Source organism: Rhodococcus sp. 320_ES (assembly GCF_059691855.1).
This window is the reverse complement of sequence record NZ_JCAWAG010000002.1, coordinates 418,719-441,443: the sequence shown is the minus strand read 5'-3', so window position 1 is coordinate 441,443 and position 22,725 is coordinate 418,719. Positions and strand designations below refer to the sequence as shown.

Annotated in this window: 20 protein-coding genes; 5 read left to right on the top strand and 15 right to left on the bottom strand. The window is 65.0% G+C overall.

Annotation, left to right across the window (positions count from 1 at the left end):
* Nucleotides 1–44 precede the first annotated feature (44 nt).
* Complete coding sequence (locus AC59JP_RS08740; RefSeq protein WP_497325365.1) at nucleotides 45–671, top strand: luciferase domain-containing protein; 627 nt, start codon at nucleotides 45–47, stop codon at nucleotides 669–671.
* Here the strand turns inward: AC59JP_RS08740 and mhpA are convergent.
* From mhpA to AC59JP_RS08725, 3 genes are read right to left on the bottom strand one after another with little or no spacing between them, the layout of a single operon-like run.
* The gene (gene mhpA / locus AC59JP_RS08735) at nucleotides 649–2,154 is read right to left on the bottom strand and encodes a bifunctional 3-(3-hydroxy-phenyl)propionate/3-hydroxycinnamic acid hydroxylase MhpA (protein WP_497325364.1); all 1,506 of its coding nucleotides are present in this window, start codon (nucleotides 2,152–2,154) and stop codon (nucleotides 649–651) included. The genes AC59JP_RS08740 and mhpA overlap by 23 nt on opposite strands.
* Nucleotides 2,151–3,086 (bottom strand): fumarylacetoacetate hydrolase family protein, encoded by a 936-nt coding sequence (locus AC59JP_RS08730; RefSeq protein ID WP_497325363.1) that lies wholly within the window; start codon nucleotides 3,084–3,086, stop codon nucleotides 2,151–2,153. The genes mhpA and AC59JP_RS08730 overlap by 4 nt, the downstream gene beginning before the upstream one ends.
* Entirely contained in the window at nucleotides 3,083–4,207 is a 1,125-nt protein-coding gene (locus tag AC59JP_RS08725) for a VOC family protein (protein WP_497325362.1), read from the bottom strand. Before AC59JP_RS08725 ends, AC59JP_RS08730 begins: the two co-directional genes overlap by 4 nt.
* 124 nt (nucleotides 4,208–4,331) lie before the next feature.
* Between AC59JP_RS08725 and AC59JP_RS08720 the strand changes: the two genes are divergently transcribed.
* From AC59JP_RS08720 to AC59JP_RS08710, 3 genes are all read left to right on the top strand, one after another.
* Nucleotides 4,332–4,964, top strand: a complete 633-nt coding sequence (locus AC59JP_RS08720) for a TetR/AcrR family transcriptional regulator (protein ID WP_497325361.1) — start codon at nucleotides 4,332–4,334, stop codon at nucleotides 4,962–4,964.
* A 152-nt stretch (nucleotides 4,965–5,116) separates the two neighbouring features.
* Nucleotides 5,117–7,258, top strand: coding sequence for a molybdopterin cofactor-binding domain-containing protein (locus tag AC59JP_RS08715; protein WP_497325360.1), 2,142 nt, complete (start codon nucleotides 5,117–5,119; stop codon nucleotides 7,256–7,258).
* A 6-nt stretch (nucleotides 7,259–7,264) separates the two neighbouring features.
* Nucleotides 7,265–7,729: a (2Fe-2S)-binding protein gene (locus AC59JP_RS08710; protein WP_497325359.1), complete on the top strand. Its 465-nt coding sequence runs from the start codon at nucleotides 7,265–7,267 to the stop codon at nucleotides 7,727–7,729.
* A gap of 1 nt (nucleotide 7,730) precedes the next feature.
* Here the strand turns inward: AC59JP_RS08710 and AC59JP_RS08705 are convergent, their stop codons facing one another.
* From AC59JP_RS08705 to AC59JP_RS08650, 12 genes are all read right to left on the bottom strand, one after another.
* Nucleotides 7,731–8,396, bottom strand: a complete 666-nt coding sequence (locus AC59JP_RS08705) for a class I SAM-dependent methyltransferase (protein WP_497325357.1) — start codon at nucleotides 8,394–8,396, stop codon at nucleotides 7,731–7,733.
* Nucleotides 8,397–8,449: 53 nt separating this feature from the next.
* A complete protein-coding gene (gene araA / locus AC59JP_RS08700) occupies nucleotides 8,450–9,934 on the bottom strand; it encodes an L-arabinose isomerase (protein ID WP_497325356.1) in 1,485 nt (494 codons plus the stop codon).
* Between the two features lie 38 nt (nucleotides 9,935–9,972).
* A complete protein-coding gene (locus AC59JP_RS08695; RefSeq protein WP_497325355.1) occupies nucleotides 9,973–10,650 on the bottom strand; it encodes an L-ribulose-5-phosphate 4-epimerase in 678 nt (225 codons plus the stop codon).
* Nucleotides 10,647–12,317: a ribulokinase gene (gene araB / locus AC59JP_RS08690; RefSeq protein ID WP_497325353.1), complete on the bottom strand. Its 1,671-nt coding sequence runs from the start codon at nucleotides 12,315–12,317 to the stop codon at nucleotides 10,647–10,649. Before araB ends, AC59JP_RS08695 begins: the two co-directional genes overlap by 4 nt.
* Nucleotides 12,307–13,362, bottom strand: a complete 1,056-nt coding sequence (locus tag AC59JP_RS08685) for a LacI family DNA-binding transcriptional regulator (protein WP_497325351.1) — start codon at nucleotides 13,360–13,362, stop codon at nucleotides 12,307–12,309. The genes araB and AC59JP_RS08685 overlap by 11 nt, the downstream gene beginning before the upstream one ends.
* Nucleotides 13,359–14,321, bottom strand: coding sequence for a galactofuranose ABC transporter, permease protein YjfF (gene yjfF / locus AC59JP_RS08680; protein WP_497325735.1), 963 nt, complete (start codon nucleotides 14,319–14,321; stop codon nucleotides 13,359–13,361). The genes AC59JP_RS08685 and yjfF overlap by 4 nt, the downstream gene beginning before the upstream one ends.
* Nucleotides 14,322–14,392: 71 nt before the next feature.
* Nucleotides 14,393–15,460, bottom strand: a complete 1,068-nt coding sequence (locus AC59JP_RS08675; protein WP_497325348.1) for an ABC transporter permease — start codon at nucleotides 15,458–15,460, stop codon at nucleotides 14,393–14,395.
* Complete coding sequence (locus AC59JP_RS08670; protein WP_497325346.1) at nucleotides 15,457–17,073, bottom strand: sugar ABC transporter ATP-binding protein; 1,617 nt, start codon at nucleotides 17,071–17,073, stop codon at nucleotides 15,457–15,459. The genes AC59JP_RS08675 and AC59JP_RS08670 overlap by 4 nt, the downstream gene beginning before the upstream one ends.
* A gap of 11 nt (nucleotides 17,074–17,084) precedes the next feature.
* Nucleotides 17,085–18,086 carry an ABC transporter substrate-binding protein gene (locus AC59JP_RS08665; RefSeq protein WP_497325345.1) on the bottom strand — a complete coding sequence of 334 codons (1,002 nt, stop codon included), beginning with the start codon at nucleotides 18,084–18,086 and terminating at the stop codon, nucleotides 17,085–17,087.
* 113 nt (nucleotides 18,087–18,199) lie between these two features.
* Nucleotides 18,200–19,204: an aldose epimerase family protein gene (locus AC59JP_RS08660; RefSeq protein ID WP_497325344.1), complete on the bottom strand. Its 1,005-nt coding sequence runs from the start codon at nucleotides 19,202–19,204 to the stop codon at nucleotides 18,200–18,202.
* 103 nt (nucleotides 19,205–19,307) lie between these two features.
* A complete protein-coding gene (gene katG, locus AC59JP_RS08655; RefSeq protein WP_497325734.1) occupies nucleotides 19,308–21,485 on the bottom strand; it encodes a catalase/peroxidase HPI in 2,178 nt (725 codons plus the stop codon).
* A gap of 25 nt (nucleotides 21,486–21,510) precedes the next feature.
* Nucleotides 21,511–21,969, bottom strand: coding sequence for a Fur family transcriptional regulator (locus AC59JP_RS08650; protein ID WP_497325343.1), 459 nt, complete (start codon nucleotides 21,967–21,969; stop codon nucleotides 21,511–21,513).
* Nucleotides 21,970–22,033: 64 nt separating this feature from the next.
* Between AC59JP_RS08650 and AC59JP_RS08645 the strand changes: the two genes are divergently transcribed.
* Entirely contained in the window at nucleotides 22,034–22,672 is a 639-nt protein-coding gene (locus AC59JP_RS08645; RefSeq protein WP_497325342.1) for a DUF1275 family protein, read from the top strand.
* Nucleotides 22,673–22,725: the final 53 nt, after the last annotated feature.

Sequence of the window (22,725 nt, the reverse complement as noted above, 5' to 3'; positions counted from 1 at the left end):
GAGATAGTAGACGTGGGTCTACTTCCGTCGTTAGGCTTCGGTTCGTGCGCAGACTCGTCGACAACTATCGCGACTGGATGAGCCTCGGGCCCGGCGGACTCCCCGCCAATCCGGTGGGGTGGGCAATTGCCACGGCACTGGGGCCGCTCGGTCGCGACCCGATGACGGTCCGGGGGAGCAAGGCGGCGCGCATCCCGTCCTGGGACCTGCCGGTAAGGCCGGGACCGCGCCCACAGGTGGCGCCCTTCCCCATTCCGCACCGCCAGACCACGGACGTGGCCGACGGCGCGATTGTCTCCGCGATGTCGGAGGTGGTCGAATCGGCGGGATCGGATCCACGGTTGTGCCTGCAGCGCAGTCGTTTCGAGCGACGCGGGCAGGCGCTCTACGTACGCGAGGATTTCCGGGCGGTGGATCGGGTGAGGTCGTCGGGCGGCGAGATAGCCCATGTTCACGGCGGCGACGGCTCACTGCACGTCGTCGCGGACCCTGCGGATGCTCAGCTACTCATCGACCGCGGGTGGGGCGAACTGCATCCCCTCGCCGGCCGGCCACTGCTGGGACTGCCGAAATCCTATGTCCTGCTGTACTCACCCCGGAACGACGACGACCTTCGGCGTCTGACGGCCATCGTGGAGCGTGTGGTCGCTACTGCGTTGCCGGACCGGTGAACAGCGCGTCCCACGACACGTCGTTCAGGGACGACTCCGTTGCGGCGACCACTCGGTCGGGTCGAAGCAACACCGCGTCGGTGCGGTGCTTCTTCAGCCAGGCGATCCACACCGGCCGACCCTCGGCGGGAACGAGGGTCGCGTTCAGTCGATTGGCGACGCGCGCCATGTCCGGTCCGAGGGCGCCGCGGTAGATCACCGACAAGCCCTCTCCCAACAGCTCGTCGGACCTCCCGGTATCGATCCGCTCCTGGGGAGCAATGGTTCCGATGAGGCGTCGCCGCGTCACGAGTGCGCTGCGGCCGAGCGGCGGAACAGGCAATCTGGACGCGAGCGTGGACACTCCAGGGAGAGCGAAGGTCTTCGACAGCGCCTTCTGCACCAACCGACCGCGTCGACCCGACCCGCCGGTCATGGCCCACCCGATCAGTACGGCCGACCGAATGACGTTGGTGACCTGCGGCTTTCGCTCGGCCTCGTAAGTGTCGAGGAGCTCGACAGTTGCGTCGCCGCGCAGAACCCACGCCAGCTTCCACGCCAGATTGAACGCGTCGCGCAAGCCAGCGCCCATGCCCTGGCCGATGAAGGGAGGGGTGGAATGTGCTGCGTCGCCGAGCAGGAAGATGTTCCCCCGCCGCCAGGTGTTCGCGACGCGGGCGCGGAAGGTGTAGGACGTGCACCGAATGATCTCGACACCCGGCTCGGACGGCGGAATCCACCGACTCAGTAGCTCTCGGATGTGCTCCTCGGGGTAGGGGACCACGCCGCTCTCGCCCTCGGGAAGACGGAATTCCCATCGGTACCGATCGGGCCCGATCTGCATGAAGGACGCGGGGTTGTCGGCGTCACAGATCTGGAACACCCCGTCCCACACCGAAAGATCGAAGTCGAGTCTGACGTCGACGACCAGCCAGTTCTCGCTGAAATGCAGGTCGTCGAGTTCCGAGCCGATGCCGGCGCGAACACCGCTGTTCGCTCCGTCCGCGCCGATCACGTACGTCGCGTTCAGAGTGCTCTGCTCTCGGGTGTTCTCGTCGCGAAGGTGAACGACGATCGGCGCGTCGACGTCGGAGGGACGATCTATCCGGAGTACCTCAACGCCGGTCATGAGTCGCACCTGTGGATGCTGCTTCAGATTCGACCGCAGCATCAGCTCGAGCTCGGGCTGATCGAACATGTTGGCCTCGGGCCAGCTGTGGACTCCCGTCGACGCGCTTCGATCGAGTTCGGCGATGAGGTTCAGACCGGCGTCGACCAAGCGCATTCCGCGAGCAGGTCGGCTGATGGCCGAGAACTCGCCGTCGAGGCCCAGATGCTGAAGCAATCGGTAGATTTCGCCGTCGAGATGAACTGCCCGCGGTAAGGGATAGTGCTGCGGATGCCGTTCCAGCACAATCGATTCGATACCGTACTGCGCCAGCAGCGTAGCGGCCACCAGACCCGACGGGCCGGCGCCGACGATGACGACCGGCGCGCCCGTCATGAAGCCTTCACGCCGTTCGTCTGTGTTCCGAGGTCGAGCACTCCGTCCGAGCTCTTGATGGTGGCGGTGACCGCATCGCCGTCCACCAGGTAGTCGGGATTCGAGGCTTGGCGCTTGAAGAAGATCTCCCACTTCTTGTGCGGCGGAATGAGTGCACCCAACTTCTCGACGATCTTCGGCGGCGCCTTCAGCGCGGTGCCGCCCGGTGTGCCGGTCAGCAGGAGATCGCCCGCACTCAGCTCCTGGAAGCGTGCGAGCAAGGTCAGGGCTCGGGCGGGAGGGACGATCATGTCGGCCATGGTCGAATCCTGCCGCACCACACGATTGACCGACAGCGTGAGCCGTAAATCGTCGAGGTAGCGGAACTCGTCGCGCTCGAGCAGGACCAGCTTGGGTCCGACCGGAGTGAAGGTGGGGTAGGACTTGCCCTCGTAGAACTGCGTTTTCGTCAGCTGAACATCGCGTGCGCTGACGTCGTTGGTGACCACGAGGCCCGCGACCCAGTCGGGAAGCGTTGCCGGCGTGACGATGTCGCCGATGTTCAGTGGTGCGCCCATCACCAGGCCCAGCTCGACCTCGTAGTCGAGAAGCTTCACGTGCTCGGGCTTGACGATCGTGTCCGTCGGTCCTGTCATGGACGCACCCGACTTACGGAAGAACGTGGGAGGCACGTTGTCGGGGTCGAAGCCCGAATCCTTGGCGTGCGAGCGGAAATTGACCATCTGCGCGATGATCCGGCAGGGACGAGTGACCGGCGAGACGAGCTCGAGTTCCGACACGGGTGTGCCGCCGGAGGAGTCGGCGGCCGCGGCAATGGCGTCGCGTTCGTCCAGAAGCTCGGCGGTGGTGGCCGCGGTGGTGTCGATCTTCTGTGCCAGGCCGCCGCTCTCCACCCACCAGGCGTCGGACGTTCTCAGTACGGAGGTGCTCATGAATTCATCGCTTTCATCAGGGATCGGAGAACGGGAACGTCGATTTCGGTGTCTGTGCGGATCGATGCGACGAGCGAGCGGAAGTCGACATCCTTCGGTGCTGTTCCGAGGAAGTCCCTGGTGACGGACGGCCCCCATTGCGACAGGCCGCTCGCGGACATCGTCGCCCATCCCGGCTCGATCGAGTTGTCGAACAGGTCGCCATCGGCGAAGTGCTCGAACATCAGATGATCGGGGTCGCGCCAGTAGTCGAAGATCTGGCTTCCTTGGATGTGGCGTCCGATGCCCCAGACACGAGAGTAGTTGCGCGACTTCAGGTATTCGCCGCCCATCGCGACGGTGTCGAGGTCGGTCACCTCGTACGCCGAGTGCACGTATCCGACCCGAGGGCCGAGGTGCATGGCGATGGTGTGGTGGTCGGCGGGAACGGAGCCCCGGTCGCACCGCATGAAAGCCATGGTGGGGCCGCGGTCACGCATGTCGTCGAGGAAGAGGAAATCGCTGACGATCATGCCGAGCGTCTCGAGATACCAGTCCAGCGCAGCTCGAAAGCGGTTGGTTTCCAACACGACATGCCCCAGCCGCTCGATGCGTGCGGGTTGCTTCGCGGGTCGTTGGGGGACGTTGATGCGCGGTCGCAGTTCACCGAAATTCAGGGTGGCCGAGGGCAGTGGAATCGACAACCGCGTGACCGGTTGGCCGTACGCGACCGAGACGGGGAAGCCGCTCGGGTCGGTGAGGCGGACGATCTTGCCGCCTGCGTAGGGCTTGACCACGGTCTCGGCGTGTCGAGCGAGCCGTTCGAGGTCACCGTCGGCCGCGGCTTGAAAAGTGTGACCGAGGAAGCGCGATGTGGGGCCGCGGCGGATACGCAGGCACGGCGCTGTCGACTTCGTGCCCTGCAGAACCAGTAGATCCTCGGTCTGCTCGGTGACGGTGAAGCCGAAGTCTCGCGCAAATGTCGCAGTGCGTCGAAGATCGGGCTTCTCGAACTCGAGCCACGCAAGATCCTGAACCTTGATGACCGGATTGCGATGCCGCCCCGAATGTTCCGACGCCAAGCCGCTCTCGTTCGAGTGGAGGCCGTGGTGGACGTCGGTGTCGAGTGTGGAGGAGCTCATGCGAATCATCCTGTCGATCGGAACTGATAATATTATCAACACTGATGGTTGGCCGTGTCAAGGATGTCCAGTGGCCCCTAGCTCGTAGGATCGACAGTCGGACGGATCAGGACGGAGCTGTTGGATGGCCACGAACGAAAGCGACGCCCCCGTGTCGCGATTGCAGCGCCGTAAAGCCCAGACCAGGCAGGCGTTGCTGGATGCGGCGCGCACGATGCTGGCCGAGGGCAACGCCGCCACCGCGAGCATCGCCGAGATCACAGCGGCGGCAGACGTCGGTTTCGGCTCGTTCTACAACCACTTCGAGGACAAGCCCGCGCTGTTCGCGGCCGCCGTCGAGCAGGTGCTCGAGCAGTGGGGCGAGCTGATGGACACCTTCGGTGACGACTCGGGCAACCCTGCGCAAACCTTCGTCACGTCGTTTCGGATGTCCGCCCGCGTCGCGTTCATGCACCGGCAGGAGGCCGAGATCATCTCGCGTTCGGGCTTCGCGCTGCTCGATTCTCCGACCGGGCTCGGACCCCGAGCGCAGCGCGACCTCACCGCAGCCGTCGACGCCGGCCAGCTCACCATCCCCAACATCGAACTCGCCACGGCGGTCACAGGCGGGAACCTGCTGGCACTGATCCACCTGTGGCTCGAGGACGAGACGGCAGTGGGGGACGAGGACATCGACCGCTGCGCCGAGCAACTACTGATCGGGTTCGGCGCGGACGCGGAGACAGCAAGAACGTTGGCACATCTGGATCTCGACTGAGGCCCGTTGTGCTCGGTAACCGGATTCGGCTGGATCGACTGTTCGTCGACCACGAAAGCTCCCGAGCGCACCTGGCGGCGGTCCATCGCCCGTAGGGTCACGCCTCGACCCGGGGGGCAAGTGTGACCGAGTCACCACGCGCGAGTCGAGCTGTGTCTCGCCGATCCTTCCTGACGGTACTGGTGGCGGCACCCACTCTCGTTCTGGTGAGTCGCCCGATTGCCTCGGCCGCGCCGCCGGCGGTCGATGGCGGCCCGGACGAGGTCCTGCCGGCCATGCCCACCGGTCCCTTCCTGGTGGCGCTCGAGATCCAGCCCGATGGATCAGTCCACTTCGAGTTGCCTCGCGCCGAGATCGGTCAAGGTCTCACGACGTCCGTGGCGATGCTGGTGGCGGAGGAACTCGACATTTCCGTCGACAAGGTCGTGGCGTCCCTCTCGCCCGGACGTCAAGAGCTGACCGGTAACCAGAGCACCGGCGGATCGATGTCGATTCGCACGCTGTGGAACCCGGTGCGAACGATCGCGGCGACTGCGCGAGCCCGCCTGGTCCGTGCCGCGGCCGACCGCTGGGGTGTCGACGCCGACACCCTGGTCGTACTCGACGGTGTGGTCACGGCCCGAGACGGTAGAACCGCGCACTTCGGCGAATTGGCAGCCGCTGCAGCGAATCCCGCACTGATCTTCGTCGTTTCGCCGCCCAAGACCCCCGACACGTTCTCCGTGATCGGAACCCCGACGGCGCGTGCCGACCGGCGCGCGATCGTCACCGGCCGCCTCGAGTACGCCCTGGATCTGAAGGTTCCCGACGCCATGCCCGTCATGGTCCGTCGGCCACCCACCGTCAACGGGACGGTTCGCTGGGTCGACGAAGCGGCAATTCGAGCGATGCCCGGCGTTCTCGACGTCGCCGTGGTGGCAACGGGCGTCGCCATCATGGCTCGCACGTTCGGTCAGGCTCTCGCGGCGAAGGACGCCGCCGACGTCACCTGGAACGCGGGAACCATCGACGACCAGTCGACCGAGTCCATGCAGGACACACTTCGCGCAGCCGTCCCGCCGTTCGCGGCGCCCGCGTTGCGATCGGGTGAGAGGCGTCTGAACGTCGACTTCGATTTCGCGCCGGTATCCCATGCGGCCATGGAGACCAACTCGGCTGTCGCCGACGTGCGCAGCGATCGCGCCGACATCTGGGCATCGATGCAGTTCCCCATCTTCGCGACGCAGAAAATCGCACTGGCCCTGGGATTGTCGGCCGACAAGGTGACCACCCACGTGACGAACGGCGGCGGATCGTTCGGGCGCCGACTGCATATGGACGGCCCGATGGAGGCCGCCCTGATCTCACGTGCCATGGGCAAACCGGTGCGACTGATGTGGTCGCGAGTCGACGACATGCGGCACGGCCGGGTCCGATCGGCTGTCCACTCCGCGTTCGACGCCGTCCTGTCCGGCGGTGGTGTCGTGTCCTGGGAGCAATGTGTCGCCGCCGTGGCCACCGACTTCGCCGGCGGAATGGGCGACATCATCTCCGACGCGCTCGCACCGTCCCCGGTCATCGGGCAGTTCCTGTTCCAGAGTGTGCGCGATCCCTACTCGTTCGCGGCTCGAGCAATGCGCTCCCTGGTCGAGGTTCCCATCCGAATGCCCACCGGCAGTTGGAGATCGGTCTTCTCGGGCACCGTTCGAACCTCGGCCGAGATCATGGTCGATCGAGTGGCCGCAGCGTTGGACGTCGACGCACTGCAGTTCCGGATCGACTCAGCCGAAGACGATCGTCACCGTGCAGTGCTGAGACGTCTTTCCGAGGAGGGGGACTGGGGCAAGGACCTCGGACCCGGTCGCGCACACGGAATCGGATTTCATGCGGAGTACGAGTCGTCGGCGGCGTATCTCGTGGAAATCGATGCACGTGATCTGAGCTCACCACGGGTAACGAACGCGCTGGTCGTGGTCGACGTGGGTGTGGCAGTCAACCCGCGTGGTCTCGAATCGCAACTCCTCGGCTGCCTGATGGACGGCATTTCGACGATGCTGAGCGCCGGAATGCACTACGACCGGGGGCTACCCCTGGAGGGTAGTTACTCGCAGTTTCACTATGCGCGACAACGTCACTCGCCGACGGACTTTCGAGTCGTGGTAATCGAGTCGGGTGACACACCGGGCGGCGCAGGGGAACTGGGCATGCCCGCGGCGTCGGCCGCCGTGGCCAACGCGTACGCGCGTGCGACCGGAACCGAGCCCACGTCCTTCCCGATTCTGTTCGACGTCGACTTCGAACCCTTCCCGAAATGAGTGATCGTGTCCGATAAACAGTTCGTGGTCGACGGAAACCCGGTGTCGGTCGACGTCCCGGACGACATGCCTCTGCTGTGGGCGTTGCGCGACGTGCTCGGTGTTCGCGGACCGAAGTACGGCTGCGGTATCGGAGTGTGTCACGCATGCACCAGTCATCTCGACGGCAACGAGATCCTGGCGTGCATCACGCCGGTGTCGGAGGTCGTCGACAAGGAAGTGACCACGATCGCCGGTCTCGCCGACGGTGACCGTCTGCACCCCGTCCAGCAGGCATGGATCGACGAGGACGTCGCGCAATGCGGGTATTGCCAGCCGGGGCAGATCATGGCGGCGGTAGCGCTGTTGAAGCGCATCCCGAATCCGACGGACGCCGACATCGACACCATCGAGAACGTCTGCCGGTGCGGCACCTACTACCGGATCCGTCGTGCGATCAAGGCCGCGGCACGGGCGATGCAGGAGGGCTAGCTCAACAGCTCTGCCGCACAACAGGTTCTGCGAAATGATCGGCTGCGCGCGCGATCACGAACGCCTGGGAGGCGGTTTCACCCGACGACTTGTCCGCGGTGCGGAGGGCGTCCCGGTGCAGCACGTAGCCGCACTCCATCAGTAATTCCTGGACCGTATCGACGTCGTGCCGAAGAAATTCGAGATCGACATTCGACTCGAAAACATTGCTCAGCAACAGGTTCGGCGCATCGGTCTGAAACGCGAGCAGTAGCCAACCGTCCTCCGACAGGACGCGGCGAAGCTCGACGAGAACGCGCCGCAATTCGTCGGTGGGAGTGTGGACGATGGAGTACCAGGAGCAGACCGCGTCGAACGAATCGTCGTCGAACGGCAACGCGGTCATGTCCGCAACCGCGAACGTCACATCCGGGTGTGCTGTCCGCGCGATCTCGACCATCGCGGGCGAGGCATCGATGCCCTCCGCCGCGAGGCCGCAGTCCGTGAGGATCGCGGTGGCATCACCCGGCCCGCATCCGACGTCCAGAACGGTGCGGCCCTGCGACGAGCGCACGGATCGGGCGAACGAGCGCAGGATCGCGACGTCGAAGGGCTTCCCGGCCAGGGCGCCGTCGAAATGTGCGGCGTAGTCGCGGGCGATGGCGTCGTATGCCGCGGGAACGTCCACGCGTGGAGCCTAACGGGCGGTGAGGCGGTCGTCGCCCGATAGGCTCCAGATTGCTACAGCGCAGCAGCGAGCCGGTGATACGCCGCGTTCCACCTCAGCGTCTGCGCGAATCCTCGGGTGGTCGTTCCGGAATCGATGGTCAATAGCTCGACTCCGATCATGTCCGAGAACGCCTCGAGCACAGGAAGACCGATGGCCGTGCTCAGAACGGTGTGGTGGGGAGCGCCGGCGGTGAGCCAGGATTCGGCAGAGACGGACAGCGACGGTTGCGGTTCCCAGACCGCGCACGCAACGGGGAGTTTCGGAAGTGCTTCGTCCGGCTCGACCACGTCGATCACGTTGGCCGTCAGACGGAATCGCTCTCCGACGTCCGATAGCCCCACCACGATCCCGTGGCCGGGGTCCGCGGTGAATCGCAACCGAACCGGGTCCTCTCGTCCGCCGATCGACAGTGGGTGGATCTCCAGAGTCGGCCTGGCTGTGGTGATCGACGGACACACCTCGAGCATGTGGGCGCCCAGGATTTTCTCTTCCCCGGGAACCAGGTGATACGTGTAATCCTCCATGAATGATGTACCGCCGTCGAGACCGTCGGCCATCACCTTCATGGCGCGCAACAACATCGAGGTCTTCCAGTCACCCTCGCCGCCGAATCCGTACCCGTCGGCCATCAAGCGCTGCACGGCAAGTCCCGGTAGCTGCCGGAGCCCGCCCAGATCCTCGAAGTTCGTCGTGAAGGCATTGAATCCACCGTCGGTGAGGAACCGACGGAGGCCGGCTTCGACGCGGGCTCCGTACAGCAACGATTCGTGACGGTCACCGCCTTTGCGCAGCGACGGATCCACGTCGTAAAGGTCGGTATATTCGTCGACGAGCGCAAGCACGTCCGCTTCGTTCACCGCGTCGACCACCTCGACGAGGTCGTTGACGCCGTATGTGTTGACCGACACTCCGAAGCGCAACTGCGCCTCCACCTTGTCGCCTTCGGTCACGGCCACGTCGCGCATGTTGTCGCCGAACCGAGCCAACGACAGAGACCGAAGTTCGGCGCGGCCCAACGCCGCTCGTGCCCACTGCTCGACGCGCAGGAGTACCGCAGGATTGTCGACGTGTCCCGCAACCGTGGTTCGCAGGACACCGACGCGGGATTCGATGTGACCGAATTCCCGGTCACCGTGTGCGGCCTGGTTCAGGTTCATGAACTCCATGTCGATCGTCGACCAGGGCAACGACATTCCGGCCTGCGTGTGCAAGTGGAGGAGGGGAACGTCGAGCGCATCGAGTCCCGCGATCCACATCTTGGCGGGCGAGAACGTGTGCATCCAGGTCACGACGCCGACGCATTCGTCGGCGGCATTGGCCTCGCGCATGCAGCGCAGGATCGACGAGGCATCGAGCAATACGGGCTTCCACACCACCGAGAGAGGGAGAGCGGTGTCGAGTTTGCTTGCTATTTCTCGTGATTGGACGGCAACTTGATCGAGAGTATCGGGACCGTAGAGGCCTTGGCTGCCGGTGAGGAACCAGACTTCGGACATGTGTGAACCTCCGTGAAGTAAGTGTGTGATGCGCCGAATCAGCGCTGGCCGTACACGTTCTGATAGCGGTCGTAGAGTGCGTCGACCGCCGCTGCCGGGATCGAGAGCGGTCGTCCGAGTTGGTAGGACAGGTGCACCGACCGTGCGACGTCTTCACACATGACGGCTGCCTTGACGGCGGCGCGGGCCGTGGGCCCGACACTGAATACGCCGTGGTTCTGCATGAGGACAGCGGGCGAGCGGCTGCCGGCGAGGGTGTCCACAATTCCGCGGCCGATGGAATCGTCGCCGATCGTCGCGAACGGACCCACCGGGATGTCGCCGCCGAACTCGTCGGCACACATCGTCGTGACGACCGGAATCGAGGCTCCCCTCGCGGCCCAGGCCACCGCGTACGGCGAATGTGTATGCACCACACCGCCGATGTGCGGAAGGTGGCGATACACGTACGCCTGCGCTTCGGTGTCGGACGAGGGTGAATGTTCGCCGTCGACAACGCGACCGTGCAGGTCGCACACCACCATGTTCTCGGGAGTCAAGTCGTCGTAGGACACTCCGCTCGGCTTGATCACCATCAGATCCCGGCCGGGTACGCGTGCGGAGACGTTGCCGGCGGTCCACACCACGAGCTGATAACGGACGAGTTCGGAGTGTAGAGCGCACACATCGCTGCGAACCGCGGCGATGGTCTGCTGTACCTCGTCGACCGCGGTCATCGCGTGGCCGCCAGAGCGAGTGCGTCGCGTCGGAGTGCGCGCAGGCGCCGCATCGTCACCGGGTCGCGGCCGAACCGATCGTGTAGCTCCCGATACACCGCGTACAGGTCGTCGTAGCGGGCCGAGCGCGAATCGTCGGGAACATACGCTGCTCGACGAACCTTGCCCATCGATTTCGATGCCAACGGTACGTCGGAGTAACACCCCGCGGCCACAGCGGCATGGATGGCCGACCCCAGGGCGGGCCCTTGTTCGGACGCGATGACGGACAGGGGCATTCGCAACACGTCGGCGTAGATCTGCATCAGCAGGGGGTTGCGAGCCAAACCGCCGGCGACGACGAACTCATCCACCGGCACACCGCTTTCCCGAAACGTTTCGACGATGACACGCGTCCCGAAGGCGGTGGCCTCGAGGAGCGCTCGGTAGGTGTCCTCGGGTTTCGTCGCGAGGGTGGTTCCGATGATCAGGCCGGACAACTCGTGGTCGACGAGGACGGATCGGTTGCCGCTGTGCCAATCGAGCGCCACGAGGCCGTGCTCACCCACCTCCTGAGCTCCGGCCAGACGGGTGAGGTGGTCGTGTACTGATTCGCCCGCCTCCGACGCGGCGTCGGTGTAGGACGCGGGAACGCCGGTGCGAGTGAACCATCCGAAGATGTCACCGACCCCGCTCTGGCCGGCTTCGTAGCCGAAGAAGCCGGCCACGATGCCGCCGTCGACCACTCCGCACATTCCCGGAACGTCCTGCAGGACGGTCGAACTCATCACATGGCAGGTGGAGGTTCCCATGATGGCGACCATTCGGCCAGGTTCCACGGCGGCCGCTGCGGGCGCGGTGACGTGGGCGTCGACGTTGCCGACTGCGACGGCGATGCCCTCGGTGAGCCCAGTCCACGCGGCTGCCTCTGCGGTCAAGGTCCCGGCGCTCGAACCCAATTCGCCGAGAGGCTGGTCCAGTTTGTCCTCGACGAACGAGGCGAAACGCGGATCGAGTTCGGCGAGGAAGTCTTCCGACGGGTACTGCCCGTCCTGCAACATTCCCTTGTATCCGGCGGTGCACGCGTTGCGGACGTAGGTGCCGCACAACTGCCACACGATCCAGTCCGCAGCCTCGACCCACCTGTCCATCGCAGAAAAGATCTCGGGGTCTTCCTCGAGAATCTGCAGGGCCTTCGCGAACTCCCACTCCGAGGAGATCAAGCCTCCGTATCGGGGAAGCCAAGTCTCACCTCGTCGGGCCGCCAGCTCGTTGATTCGGTCCGCCTGGGACTGCGCTGCATGGTGTTTCCACAGTTTCACGTAGGCGTGCGGACGATCCTCGAACCGCGGGTCCTCGCTGAGAGGAGTGCCGTCCGCGTACGTCGGCACCATCGTGCAGGCCGTGAAGTCGGTACCGATACCGACCACGTGTCCCGGATCGACTCCTGAGACTTCGAGGGCCGCGGGGACCGCGTGGCGAAGGACTTGACGGTAGTCGTCGGGAACCTGCAGGGCCCAGGCGTCCGGCAAGCGAGCCGATCCACCCGGAAGTGTCTCCTCGAGCACGGAGTGCGCGTATTCATGCACGGCGTAACCCATTTCGGCTCCGTCGGACACCCGAACGACGACGGCTCGCCCGGAGAGAGTGCCGAAGTCCACTCCGACTGTGTATCGGTCATCCGACATCTGGATCTCCTCGATGTGGTGCCGCACCGGAACTCGAGCGGATCACGAGTTCCGGTGCGATCGATCGTTGCGGGGGTGTGGAGCCGTCGAGGGCTGCGCGCAGAATTCCGATTGCGCGCCGCCCGACTTCGGTGAAGTCCTGCCGGATCGTGGTCAGGGGTGGGATGAGGTACGCCGCCTCGGGAATGTCGTCGAAGCCCACCACGCTGAAGTCCTGCGGCACGCGGCGGCCGCTTTCGTGAAACGCGCGCAGAAGACCGAGCGCCATCTGGTCGTTCGCACAGAAGGCGGCGGTGACCGTGTGGTCCTCCGCAAGACGCAACCCGCATTCGTATCCGCTGCGCGCCGACCAGTCGCCGCGCAGCACCGGGGTCCAGGGCAGACCGGCCTCGTCGAGTGCCTGTTGCCATCCCTGCTCGCGGCCTCGGGATTCCGTCCAGCCGTGCGGACCGGAGAGATGGACGATGCGCTGATGGCCTGCGTCGACCAGGTGTCGGGTCGCGAGCAGCGCGCCGCCCGTCTGGTCGATGCCGACGGTCCAGCGCGACACGGCCGGATCCCCTTCGACTACCACGACGGGAACGACGGATTCTTCCGAACGCGCCGCAGCGACAGCGTCGTCGGTGGCGGCGATGAGGACGATTCCTTCCACACCCTGGTCGTGGAGGTGGTGCAGTGCTCCGACGAGCTCGTCACGCGACAGGGTGCTCAAACTGACTGCGCTGACCGAGTATCCGGCTTCGCGCGCCGCACTCTGGACGGTGCGGTGCGTGGTGCTCGGTCCCCAGAAGCCGCCCTTGGAACCGATGATCCCGATGGTCGCAGACCTTCTGGTCACCAGCGCTCGAGCTGCCCTGTTCGGCCGGTAACCGAGCTGGTCGATCGCGCGCTGAACTCGATCGCGTGTCTCCGGACGTAGATTGGTCTGTCCGTTGATGACGCGCGAGACCGTCTGATGAGAGACGCCGGCGAGGCGGGCGACGTCGGCCATGACGGGCGTTCGTGTCGAGGGAAGCGTTGCTCCGTCGATGCTGTCCGTGGTCATCTGCGCCTCACCGTGATCAGGCGTTGCGCCACCACGAACACCAGAAGCAGGATCCCGATCGCGATTCGTGTCCACCATGAGCTCAGTGTTCCGTCGAAAGCGATGAAAGTCTGTATGGCACCGAGAATCAGGACGCCGATGAGGGATCCGATCACGTAACCACGACCACCGGTGAGCAACGTTCCGCCGATCACCACTGCTGCGATGGCATCGAGTTCCATGCCCACCGCGTGGAGGCTGTAGCCCGAGAGGGCGTAGAAGGAGAACAGCAGGCCGCCGAGCGCCGCGCAGAATCCGCTGATCGCGTAGACGCCGACCTTCACGGCCGCGACCCGCAGCCCCATCAGGACCGCCGACGCTTCGTTGCCTCCGATGCCGTACACCGACCGCCCGAACCGTGTGCACGCCAGCACGTATGCGGCGATCGCGACGGTCACGAGCGCAATGACGACGCTCCAGGTGATCGTGTAGCCGCCGGGGAGTTCGATCACGGCGAATGCGATGGACGAGAACGTGTCGTCCGTGATCGGAATCGACTCGACCCCGATCATGTAGCAGAGCCCGCGCGCGAGGAACATTCCGGCCAGCGTGGCGACGAAAGGCTGGATCTGCAGGTAGTGGATCAGGACGCCCATCGTGGTGCCGAGCAGGAGTCCGCAGAGCAGCACGACTGCCATGACGAGCAGTGGCGGCCAGCCCAGCTGCAGAGTGCGAGCGGCGATCATGGTCGACAGCGCGACAACCGATCCCACGGAGAGGTCGATGCCGCCGGTCAGGATGACGAAGGTCATTCCCACCGCGAGCACGACGAGGAACGAGTTGTCGATGAGGAGCGACAGGAAGACCTGCGGATCCGCGAATCCCGGGTAGCGGAACTCACCCAGCCCGAAGAGTCCGACGAACAGGGCGATCGTGGCGATCACCGGCAGGAATCGTGACGGTGGCGAGTATCGGCGCACACGATCGACGAGGGATCGGTCCGGGGGAGATGCGGGTGGGGTTGACGCGGGTGGTGCTGTCAGGAGATCGCTCACGATCGTGCCGCCTTCGCAGTGGTGGGACGCAGGAGGGTGCGCAGCGACGCTCGCGCTCGTGGTGACTGGAGCAGGCAGACCACGACGATGACGATCGCCTTGAACAGGTAGTTGGCCTCGGACGGGATGCCGACGTTGGTGATGGTGCGGGTCAGTGTGCCGATCAGCAGTGCGCCCACGACGGTTCCGGCGATCGAGAATCGACCACCCGTCAGTGCGGTGCCTCCGATGACGACGGCGAGAATGGCGTCCAGCTCGATCCACTGACCGAGGCTGTTCGCGTTCACCGAGTTCGTGTTGGCCGCGATGATCAGTCCCGCAATGCCGGCGCAGACCGCAGCGAAGACGTAGACGGTCCAGACGATGGTCCGCGAACGAACCCCTGCGAGTCTGCTCGCCTCGGGGTTGATTCCGACCGCCTCGACGAGCATTCCCAGAGCGGTTCTGCGGGTGAGCAGAGCCGTCGCCGCGACGACGGCTGCGGCGATGAGCACCGCGATGGGAAGCCCCAGAAGCGTTCCCGACGCGAGCTCGGTGAACGCGGAGTTGTTGACCGTCGTGATCTGTCCGTCGGTGATCAGCATGGCAAGGCCTCGGCCCGCCACCATCAAGATCAGCGTCGCGATGATCGGCTGAATACCGAAGACGGACACGAGGAGTCCGTTCCACAGGCCGAGCAGGAGGCAGGCGGCGAGTGCCCAGACCACGGCCATGATCATCGTCGTGGTGGCGCCCTCGTCGGGCGCCGCTGCGATTCGTGTACACGCCACCGCCGCGGCGATCACGGCGACGGCACCGACGGACAGGTCGATTCCGCGGGTGGCGACCACCAGTGTCATTCCGAGTGCGACGAGAACCAGCGGCGCCGAGTTCCGGACGATGTCGACCGGATTGCCGAACAGCCCACCGTTCTCGATGCGGATGTCCAGGAAGTCCGGTGTGACAACTACATTGACGACGACCAGAGCCAGCAGGGCGAGCAGGGGCCAGACGATGGGTTGCGCGAGGACCCGCGTGACGACGGGCTTCGGCGCGGTGGTCGACGGGGGGACGGTCTGGGTCATGATGCGGCGTTCCTGTCGAGAGTTGTTGTCATGGAGGATGACTCGGGTCGCGCCGACTCGTCCGTGCGGACGCCGGCCGCGATGGTGGCGAGCACGTCGCCGACGGAGACCCCGTCGTTGACCCTCTCGTCGATCTTGCGGTGATCGCGCATGACGACGATGCGATCGCTCAGACGCAGGATCTCTTCCAGTTCGGCGGAGATGAAGACGACGGACATTCCCCGCGTCGCGAGGTCGGCCACGAGTGTCTGGATCTGTGCCTTCGCGCCGATGTCGATTCCGCGCGTCGGTTCGTCGAGAATCAACAGCTCCGGCTCGGTCACCAGCCAGCGCGCGAGCAGCACCTTCTGTTGATTGCCTCCCGACAGGTTGCGCATCGCAGTGGTCGGGTCGGCCGGCCTGATGTCCAACGCCTCCATGTACTTGCGAACGAGGGCGTTGCGCGTCGACCGCGGGATGGGTCGAAGCCACCCGCGCTTGGCCTGGAGCGCGAGCATCATGTTGTCCGCCACGCTGAGATCACCGACGACACCATCCGCCTTGCGGTCTTCGCTGGTCAGTGCGATGCGCCGGTCGGCAGCCTGTCGGGGTGTGCGGATGCGGCTCCGAATCGAATGCACTTCCACCGATCCCGAGTCGGCTCGGTCGGCGCCGGCCAGCAGTCGGGCGAGTTCGGTGCGCCCGGATCCCAGCAGACCTGCGACGCCCACGACCTGCCCCGCATGCAGACGCAGGTCGGTCGCTTCCAGAGCGCCCTTGCGGCTCAGGCCGAGTACTTCCATGACCGGCATTGCGTCGCGGGGGACCACGACGGGTTCGCGACTGTCGAGTTCACGCAAGGTGTCGAGCTCCCGGCCGATCATCAATTCGACGAGGGTGAGCTGCGGGGTGTCTGCGACGGAGCGCTCCTCGACCAGGCGACCGTTCCGCAAGATGGTCATGCGGTCGGAGATTCGGTAGACCTGGTCGAGGAAGTGGGACACGAAGACGATCGACGTGCCTTCGCTGCGTAGGCGATCGATGACACCGTAGAGCGTCTCGACTTCGTCCTTGTCCAGGCTCGAGGTGGGTTCGTCGAGGATGAGTACCCGTGACTGGACATCGACCGCCCGTGCGATGGCCACCAGCTGTTGGATGGCGATCGGGTGGTCACCGAGGATCGACGACGGGTCGATGTTCAGTCCGAGTCGGTCCAGCGTCGTCTTCGCCCGTCGGTTCATCGCACGCCGGTCGATACCGCCGATGGCTCCGAGAAACGCGCCGGGGAGGCGCCTCGGCTCGCGTCCCAGAAGCATGTTCTCGGCCACGCTCAGATTGGGAAGCAGGTTCACTTCCTGGTAGACCGTGCTGATTCCGGCTTCTCGAGCCGCGGCCGGGTTCCCGAACTCACGCTGTCTTCCGTCGACCGTGACGGTTCCGCCGTCGATGGGGTAGACGCCGGTGAGCGCCTTGATGAGGGTGGATTTCCCGGCGCCGTTCTCGCCCATCAGCGAGTGAACTTCACCGGGGAACAGGCGAAGCGACACCCCGTCGAGCGCCCGTACCGATCCGAAAGTGATCGAGATGTCCCGCATCTCGACGATGGGTGTGTCGAGAACGACGTCGGTGGTCATATCGGAACTTTCTAGTACTGGCGGTCGGCGAGAACCGAGGCTGCCTGTTCGGGCGTGAACGTGGTTTCCTCGGTGACGACTCGCTTGGGAACCTCCTCGCCGTTGATGACCTTCTTCGTGAGGTCCATCAGTTGCGGCCCGAGCAGAGGATTGCATTCGACGATGAAGTCGATCTTCTTGTCGGCCAGTGCCTGCATTCCGTCCTTGACCGCGTCGACGGTGATGATCTTGATGTCTTTTCCGGGAACGAGGCCGGCTGCTTCGATGGCCTGGATTGCGCCGAGTCCCATGTCGTCGTTCTGAGCGAAGACCACGTCGATCTGTCCGCGGTTCGAGTTCAGGAAGGACTCCATGACCTGCTTGCCGCCGTCGCGGGTGAAGTCTCCGGTTTGAGAGGCCGTGATGGCGATCTTCGAATCGCTGCCGATGGCATCCCGGAATCCCTCTGCGCGGTCGATGGCCGGCGCGGCCCCCGTTGTGCCCTGCAGTTCGACGACGTTGATCTTGCCGTCGCCGGTGGTATCGGCAACGGCGCTGTTCTGCACCAGCCAATCTCCGGCTTTCTTGCCCTCTTCGACGAAGTCCGACCCGAGGAACGTGGCGTAAAGCGAATCGTCGGTGGTGTCGACCGCTCGGTCCGTCAGGATGACGGGAATGTTCGCGCGCTTGGCTTCCTGGAGCACCGGTTCCCAACCGGTCTCGACGACCGGGCTGAACGCGATGGCGCTGACCTTCTGCTGGATGTAGGTGCGAATGGCCTTGATCTGGTTTTCCTGCTTCTGTTGGGCGTCGGAGAACTTCAGATCGATTCCGGCAGCGGTAGCGGCTTCCTGGATGGACGTCGAGTTCGCCGTACGCCAGCCGCTCTCCGCGCCGACCTGCGAGAAGCCCAGTACGGTGGCGCCTGCTCCGCCCCCGCCCGAGGAATCTCCTCCTCCGCTGCTGCACGCACCGAGCGCGAGCGCGCTACTCAGGACGAGTGCGCTGACTGCACAAAGCTTCTTCGACGCCATGGGTTCTCCTCGATAATTCGCCACTCCACTGTGACGTGTGCAACAGAGTGTGAGCGTTAACATTGGGCGCCGTCAAGACCTTTGCGAACATTGGTCGGGAAAAATGTTAACGCTCACTCTTGGAGCGTCGAGAACCTCCATTCGATGACCGAACGGTATGTTTCACCAGGTCGCAGTACCGCGGACGGAAACGCCGGCTGGTTGGGGCTGTCGGGGAACAACTGCGGCTCGAGAGCGATCCCGTCGCCTTGTCGCAGCCTGGTGCCGCGGCGCGAGATGTCGCCGCCGTCGAGGAAATTACCGGTGTAGACCTGCAGGCCCGGTTGATCGCTCCACACCTCGAGTGCGGTCCTGCTTCTGGCCGAACTCAGCCGGGCAGCGCGGCGAAAACCGCTCCCGTCGACGACGTAGTTGTGGTCGATTCCGCGGGTCGCCGACAGTTTCGCATCCGCCGCCCGTGCCCGGTCGCCGACGCGACTCGCCGTGCGCAGATCCAGGGCCGTGCCCGAGACATCGTCGGTGCCACCGGTTGGAATTGCGCCGACGCCCACCGGAACGAAGGACGATGCGAACACCTGGAGTTCGTGATCGTCCGTTCCGGTGCCGTCGAGATCGAAATAGGCATGGCTGGTCAGGTTGACCACCGTCGGTGCAGTGGTCGTCGCGGTCAGTTCGAGGCGCACCGTGGTTCCGGTGACGGAGAACGCGGCGCGCGCATGGACCTCCCCGGGGTAACCCTGATCTCCGTCGGGGCTGACGAGTTCGAGCGTGACTGCATCGGCTGTCCGCTGCGTGACCGTCCACGGGCGGGAGTCGAATCCATCGGTGCCGCCGTGCAGATGATGTTCGCCGTCGTTCACGGTCAGCACGATGTCGCGACCGTCCAGATCGAAGCGACCGTGTGCGATGCGGTTGGCGTATCGACCGACGGTCGAGCCGAAATATGCTGTCGACGAACGTAGTTCGGCTTCGCCGGCCACTCCGACGAGGATGTCGCGACGCACCCCGTCGCCGCAGGTCACCGCCATTCGCTGCAGCGTCGCGCCGTAAGGGAGCACGTCGACTTCGATGCCGGATTCGGAGCCGATGGTGACGGTGTTCTTCGGGTCTGGGTTCACGCCGACGACAGTAAAGCCCGGGCAGGGCCTCCGTGCGAGAACTCCACACAGCACGACGCCCCGCGAGCCATGCGGCTCGCGGGGCGTCGTGTGGAACCGATACTCAGAGCTCGTAGCGGTCCAGCATCATGACCTTGTCCCATGCGGCGACGAAGTCGGCGACGAACTTGTCCTTGGCGTCGTCGCACGCGTAAACCTCTGCGACGGCACGCAATTCGGAGTTGGAGCCGAACACCAAGTCGTTGCGCGTTCCCGTCCACTTCTTCTCACCGGTGGCGGCATCCTTGGCTTCGTAGATGCCGTCCTCGGCGGTGGGAACCCATTCGGTACCCATGTCGAGGAGGTTGACGAAGAAGTCGTTGGTGAGCGTGCCGACCTTGTCGGTCAGGACGCCGTGCGACGAGTTCTGGTAGTTCGCACCGAGAACGCGCAGACCACCGACGAGGACGGTCAGCTCGGGTGCGCTGAGCGAGAGCAGGTTCGCCCGGTCGACGAGCGAGTACTCCGCCGGCAGCTTCTGCCCCTTGCCGAGGAAGTTGCGGAAGCCGTCGGCCTTGGGCTCGAGGTCGGAGAACGAGTCGACGTCCGTCTGCTCCTGCGTCGCGTCCGTGCGACCGGGAGTGAAGGGCACCGAGACGCCGGAGGCCTTCTCCAGTGCGGCAACGCCACCGAGGACGACGAGGTCGGCGAAGGACACCGTTCCGGAGAACGATTCCTGGATTCCCTCGAGGACACGGATGACCTGTGCCAGCTCGTCGGGCTCGTTGACCTCCCAGCCCGCCTGGGGCTGCAGGCGCAGACGGCCACCGTTGGCGCCGCCACGCTTGTCACTGATGCGGAAGGACGATGCCGCGGCCCATGCGGTGGAGATGAGCTGCTGCGTCGTGAGACCGGAGTCGAGGATCTTCGACTTCAGCTCGGCGATCTCGGCGTCACCGATCAGTTCGTGATCGACGGCCGGGATCGGGTCCTGCCAGATCAGGGGCTCGGCGGGAACCTCGGGGCCGAGGTACCGCGAGACCGGTCCCATGTCGCGGTGGGTGAGCTTGAACCACGCCTTCTGGAACTCTTCTGCGAGTTCCTCGGGGTGGTCGAGCCAGCGACGGGTGATCTGCTCGTAGATCGGATCGACGCGCATCGCGATGTCCGAGGTGAGCATCGACGGGTGGCGACGCTTGGACGGGTCGGCCGGGTCGGGAACGAGGTCCGCGCCTTCGCCGTTCTTGGGACGCCACTGGTGCGCGCCGCCGGGGCTCTTGTAGAGCTCCCACTCGAATCCGTACAGCGTCTCGAGGAAGCTGTTGTCCCACTGCGTGGGTGTCGGGGTCCAGATGACCTCGAGGCCACTGGTGATGGCGTCGGCGCCGACACCGCTCTGGAAGCTGTTCTTCCAGCCCAGGCCCATCTGCTCGATGGGGGCGCCCTCGGGCTCCGCACCGATGTGCTTGTCGGGGTCGGCTGCACCGTGCGTCTTGCCGAAGGTGTGTCCGCCGACGGCCAGGGCTGCGGTCTCGATGTCGTTCATGGCCATGCGGCCGAAGGTCTCGCGAATGTCCAGCGCGGACTGCACGGGATCCGGGTTGCCGTTGGGGCCTTCGGGATTGACGTAGATCAGGCCCATCTGCACTGCGGCAAGCGGGTTGTCCAGGGTCGTGCGATCACCGTGGTAGCGCTCGTCGCCCAGCCAGGTCTGCTCGGGGCCCCAGTACACGTCTTCTTCGGGCTCCCAGACGTCTTCACGTCCGCCGCCGAATCCGTAGGTGGGCAGTCCCATCGACTCGATGGCAACGTTGCCGGTGAGCACGATGAGGTCGGCCCAGGAGAGCTTCTTGCCGTACTTCTGCTTGACCGGCCAGATCAGGCGACGCGCCTTGTCGAGCGATGCGTTGTCGGGCCAGCTGTTCAGCGGTGCGAAGCGCTGCATGCCGGCTCCGGCGCCGCCGCGTCCGTCCTGCTTGCGGTAGGTGCCGGCCGCGTGCCACGCCATGCGAATGAAGAAAGGGCCGTAGTGACCGAAGTCGGCGGGCCACCACGGCTGCGAGTTGGTCATGACCGCTTCGATGTCACGCTTGACCTCGGCGAGGTCGAGAGAGTTGAACTCGGCGGCGTAGTCGAAGTCGGCGCCCATCGGATCGCCGACGGCCGGGTTCTTCTTCAGGATCTTGAGGTTGAGGGCCTGGGGCCACCACTCGTGGTTCGAGCCACCCTCGACCGGCATCGGCATCTTGTCGTGCATGACGGGACAGCCGGCGGCAGCATCCTGCGGCTGGTCCTCGTTCATCTCTTTTTCGCGTGTTGTGTGGTCTTCAGTCACGACTGTCCTTCCGAGCGTTGACATTTGCGTGTTGGGCCGAGCAATCGGGGCACAGACCCCAGTACATGACCTCGGCTTCGTCGATCGTGAAGCCATGAGGTTCCGAGGCGGTGAGGCACGGTGCCTCACCCACCGCGCAGTCCACGTCGGCGATGTTTCCGCACGATCTGCAGACGACGTGGTGGTGGTTGTCACCGACTCGTGTTTCGTAGCGCGCCGACGAACCGGACGGCTGTATCCGGCGTATTAGGCGAGCCACGGTGAGTGCGTTCAGGACGTCGTAGACGGCCTGCCGAGACACCTCGGGCAGCGAGGTACGTACAGCTGCGAGAACTGTCTCGGTATCAGCGTGCGGATGTGCGCCCACAGCCTCGAGCACCGCGACCCGCGGGCGGGTTACGCGGAGTTCCGCGGAGCGCAGTTGCTCCGCATAGGAATCGCTCGAGGCCACGCCACCACTATGGCCTCCTTTTCTGGATCAAGTCAAGACTTCGTGGTGATGAGAAGATGCTTCGGTGACAGAGCCCAAGCGATCGGACCTGATGCTGGGACTCACGCTCTCCGCCGCGTCGGGATCGGTCGACGCGTTGGCCCTGACGAGACTCGGCGGAGCGTTCGCCAGCGTCATCACCGGCAACGTGGTCGTCGTGGGGGCGTCCGTGGGTGTGCAGAACTGGACTGCACTCTCCCACGCCGCCGTTGCGGTTCTCGCATACGCTCTCGGCGTCGCCGTCGGCCACACCGTTGTCCGGTTCCGTTCCGCCGCAATCGGATTGGAATTCGGACTCGTGCTCGCTCTTGCGGTGATGTGGATCGGGTCGAACGCGCACCCCAGCGGCGCGGCGCAGTACGCCGCTCTGTCACTCGCCGCCACGGCGATGGGCGTGCAGAGCGCCGCGTTCACCCGCGTCCACCTGCCCGGCGTGAGCACCACCTACTTCACCGGCACCCTCACCGGTCTGGTGAGCGGGCTGGTGTCCGAGCGGACCGTCAACCGTGCGGCCGCCATGGCGTTGTGCGCCTTGCTGATCGGCGCGATCTGTACGGGTGTGGCTGTCATGTACGCGGATGTGTACGCAGTGCTCGTGCCGTTCTTCCTCGTTCTCGTGGCCTTCGTGTCGATCAACCGAGTGTCCATCAACCGCAAGCGCTGAACGCGCGCTCGAACTCCGACTTCTATAGGCTCTGTAACCGGTGCGCCGGGAAG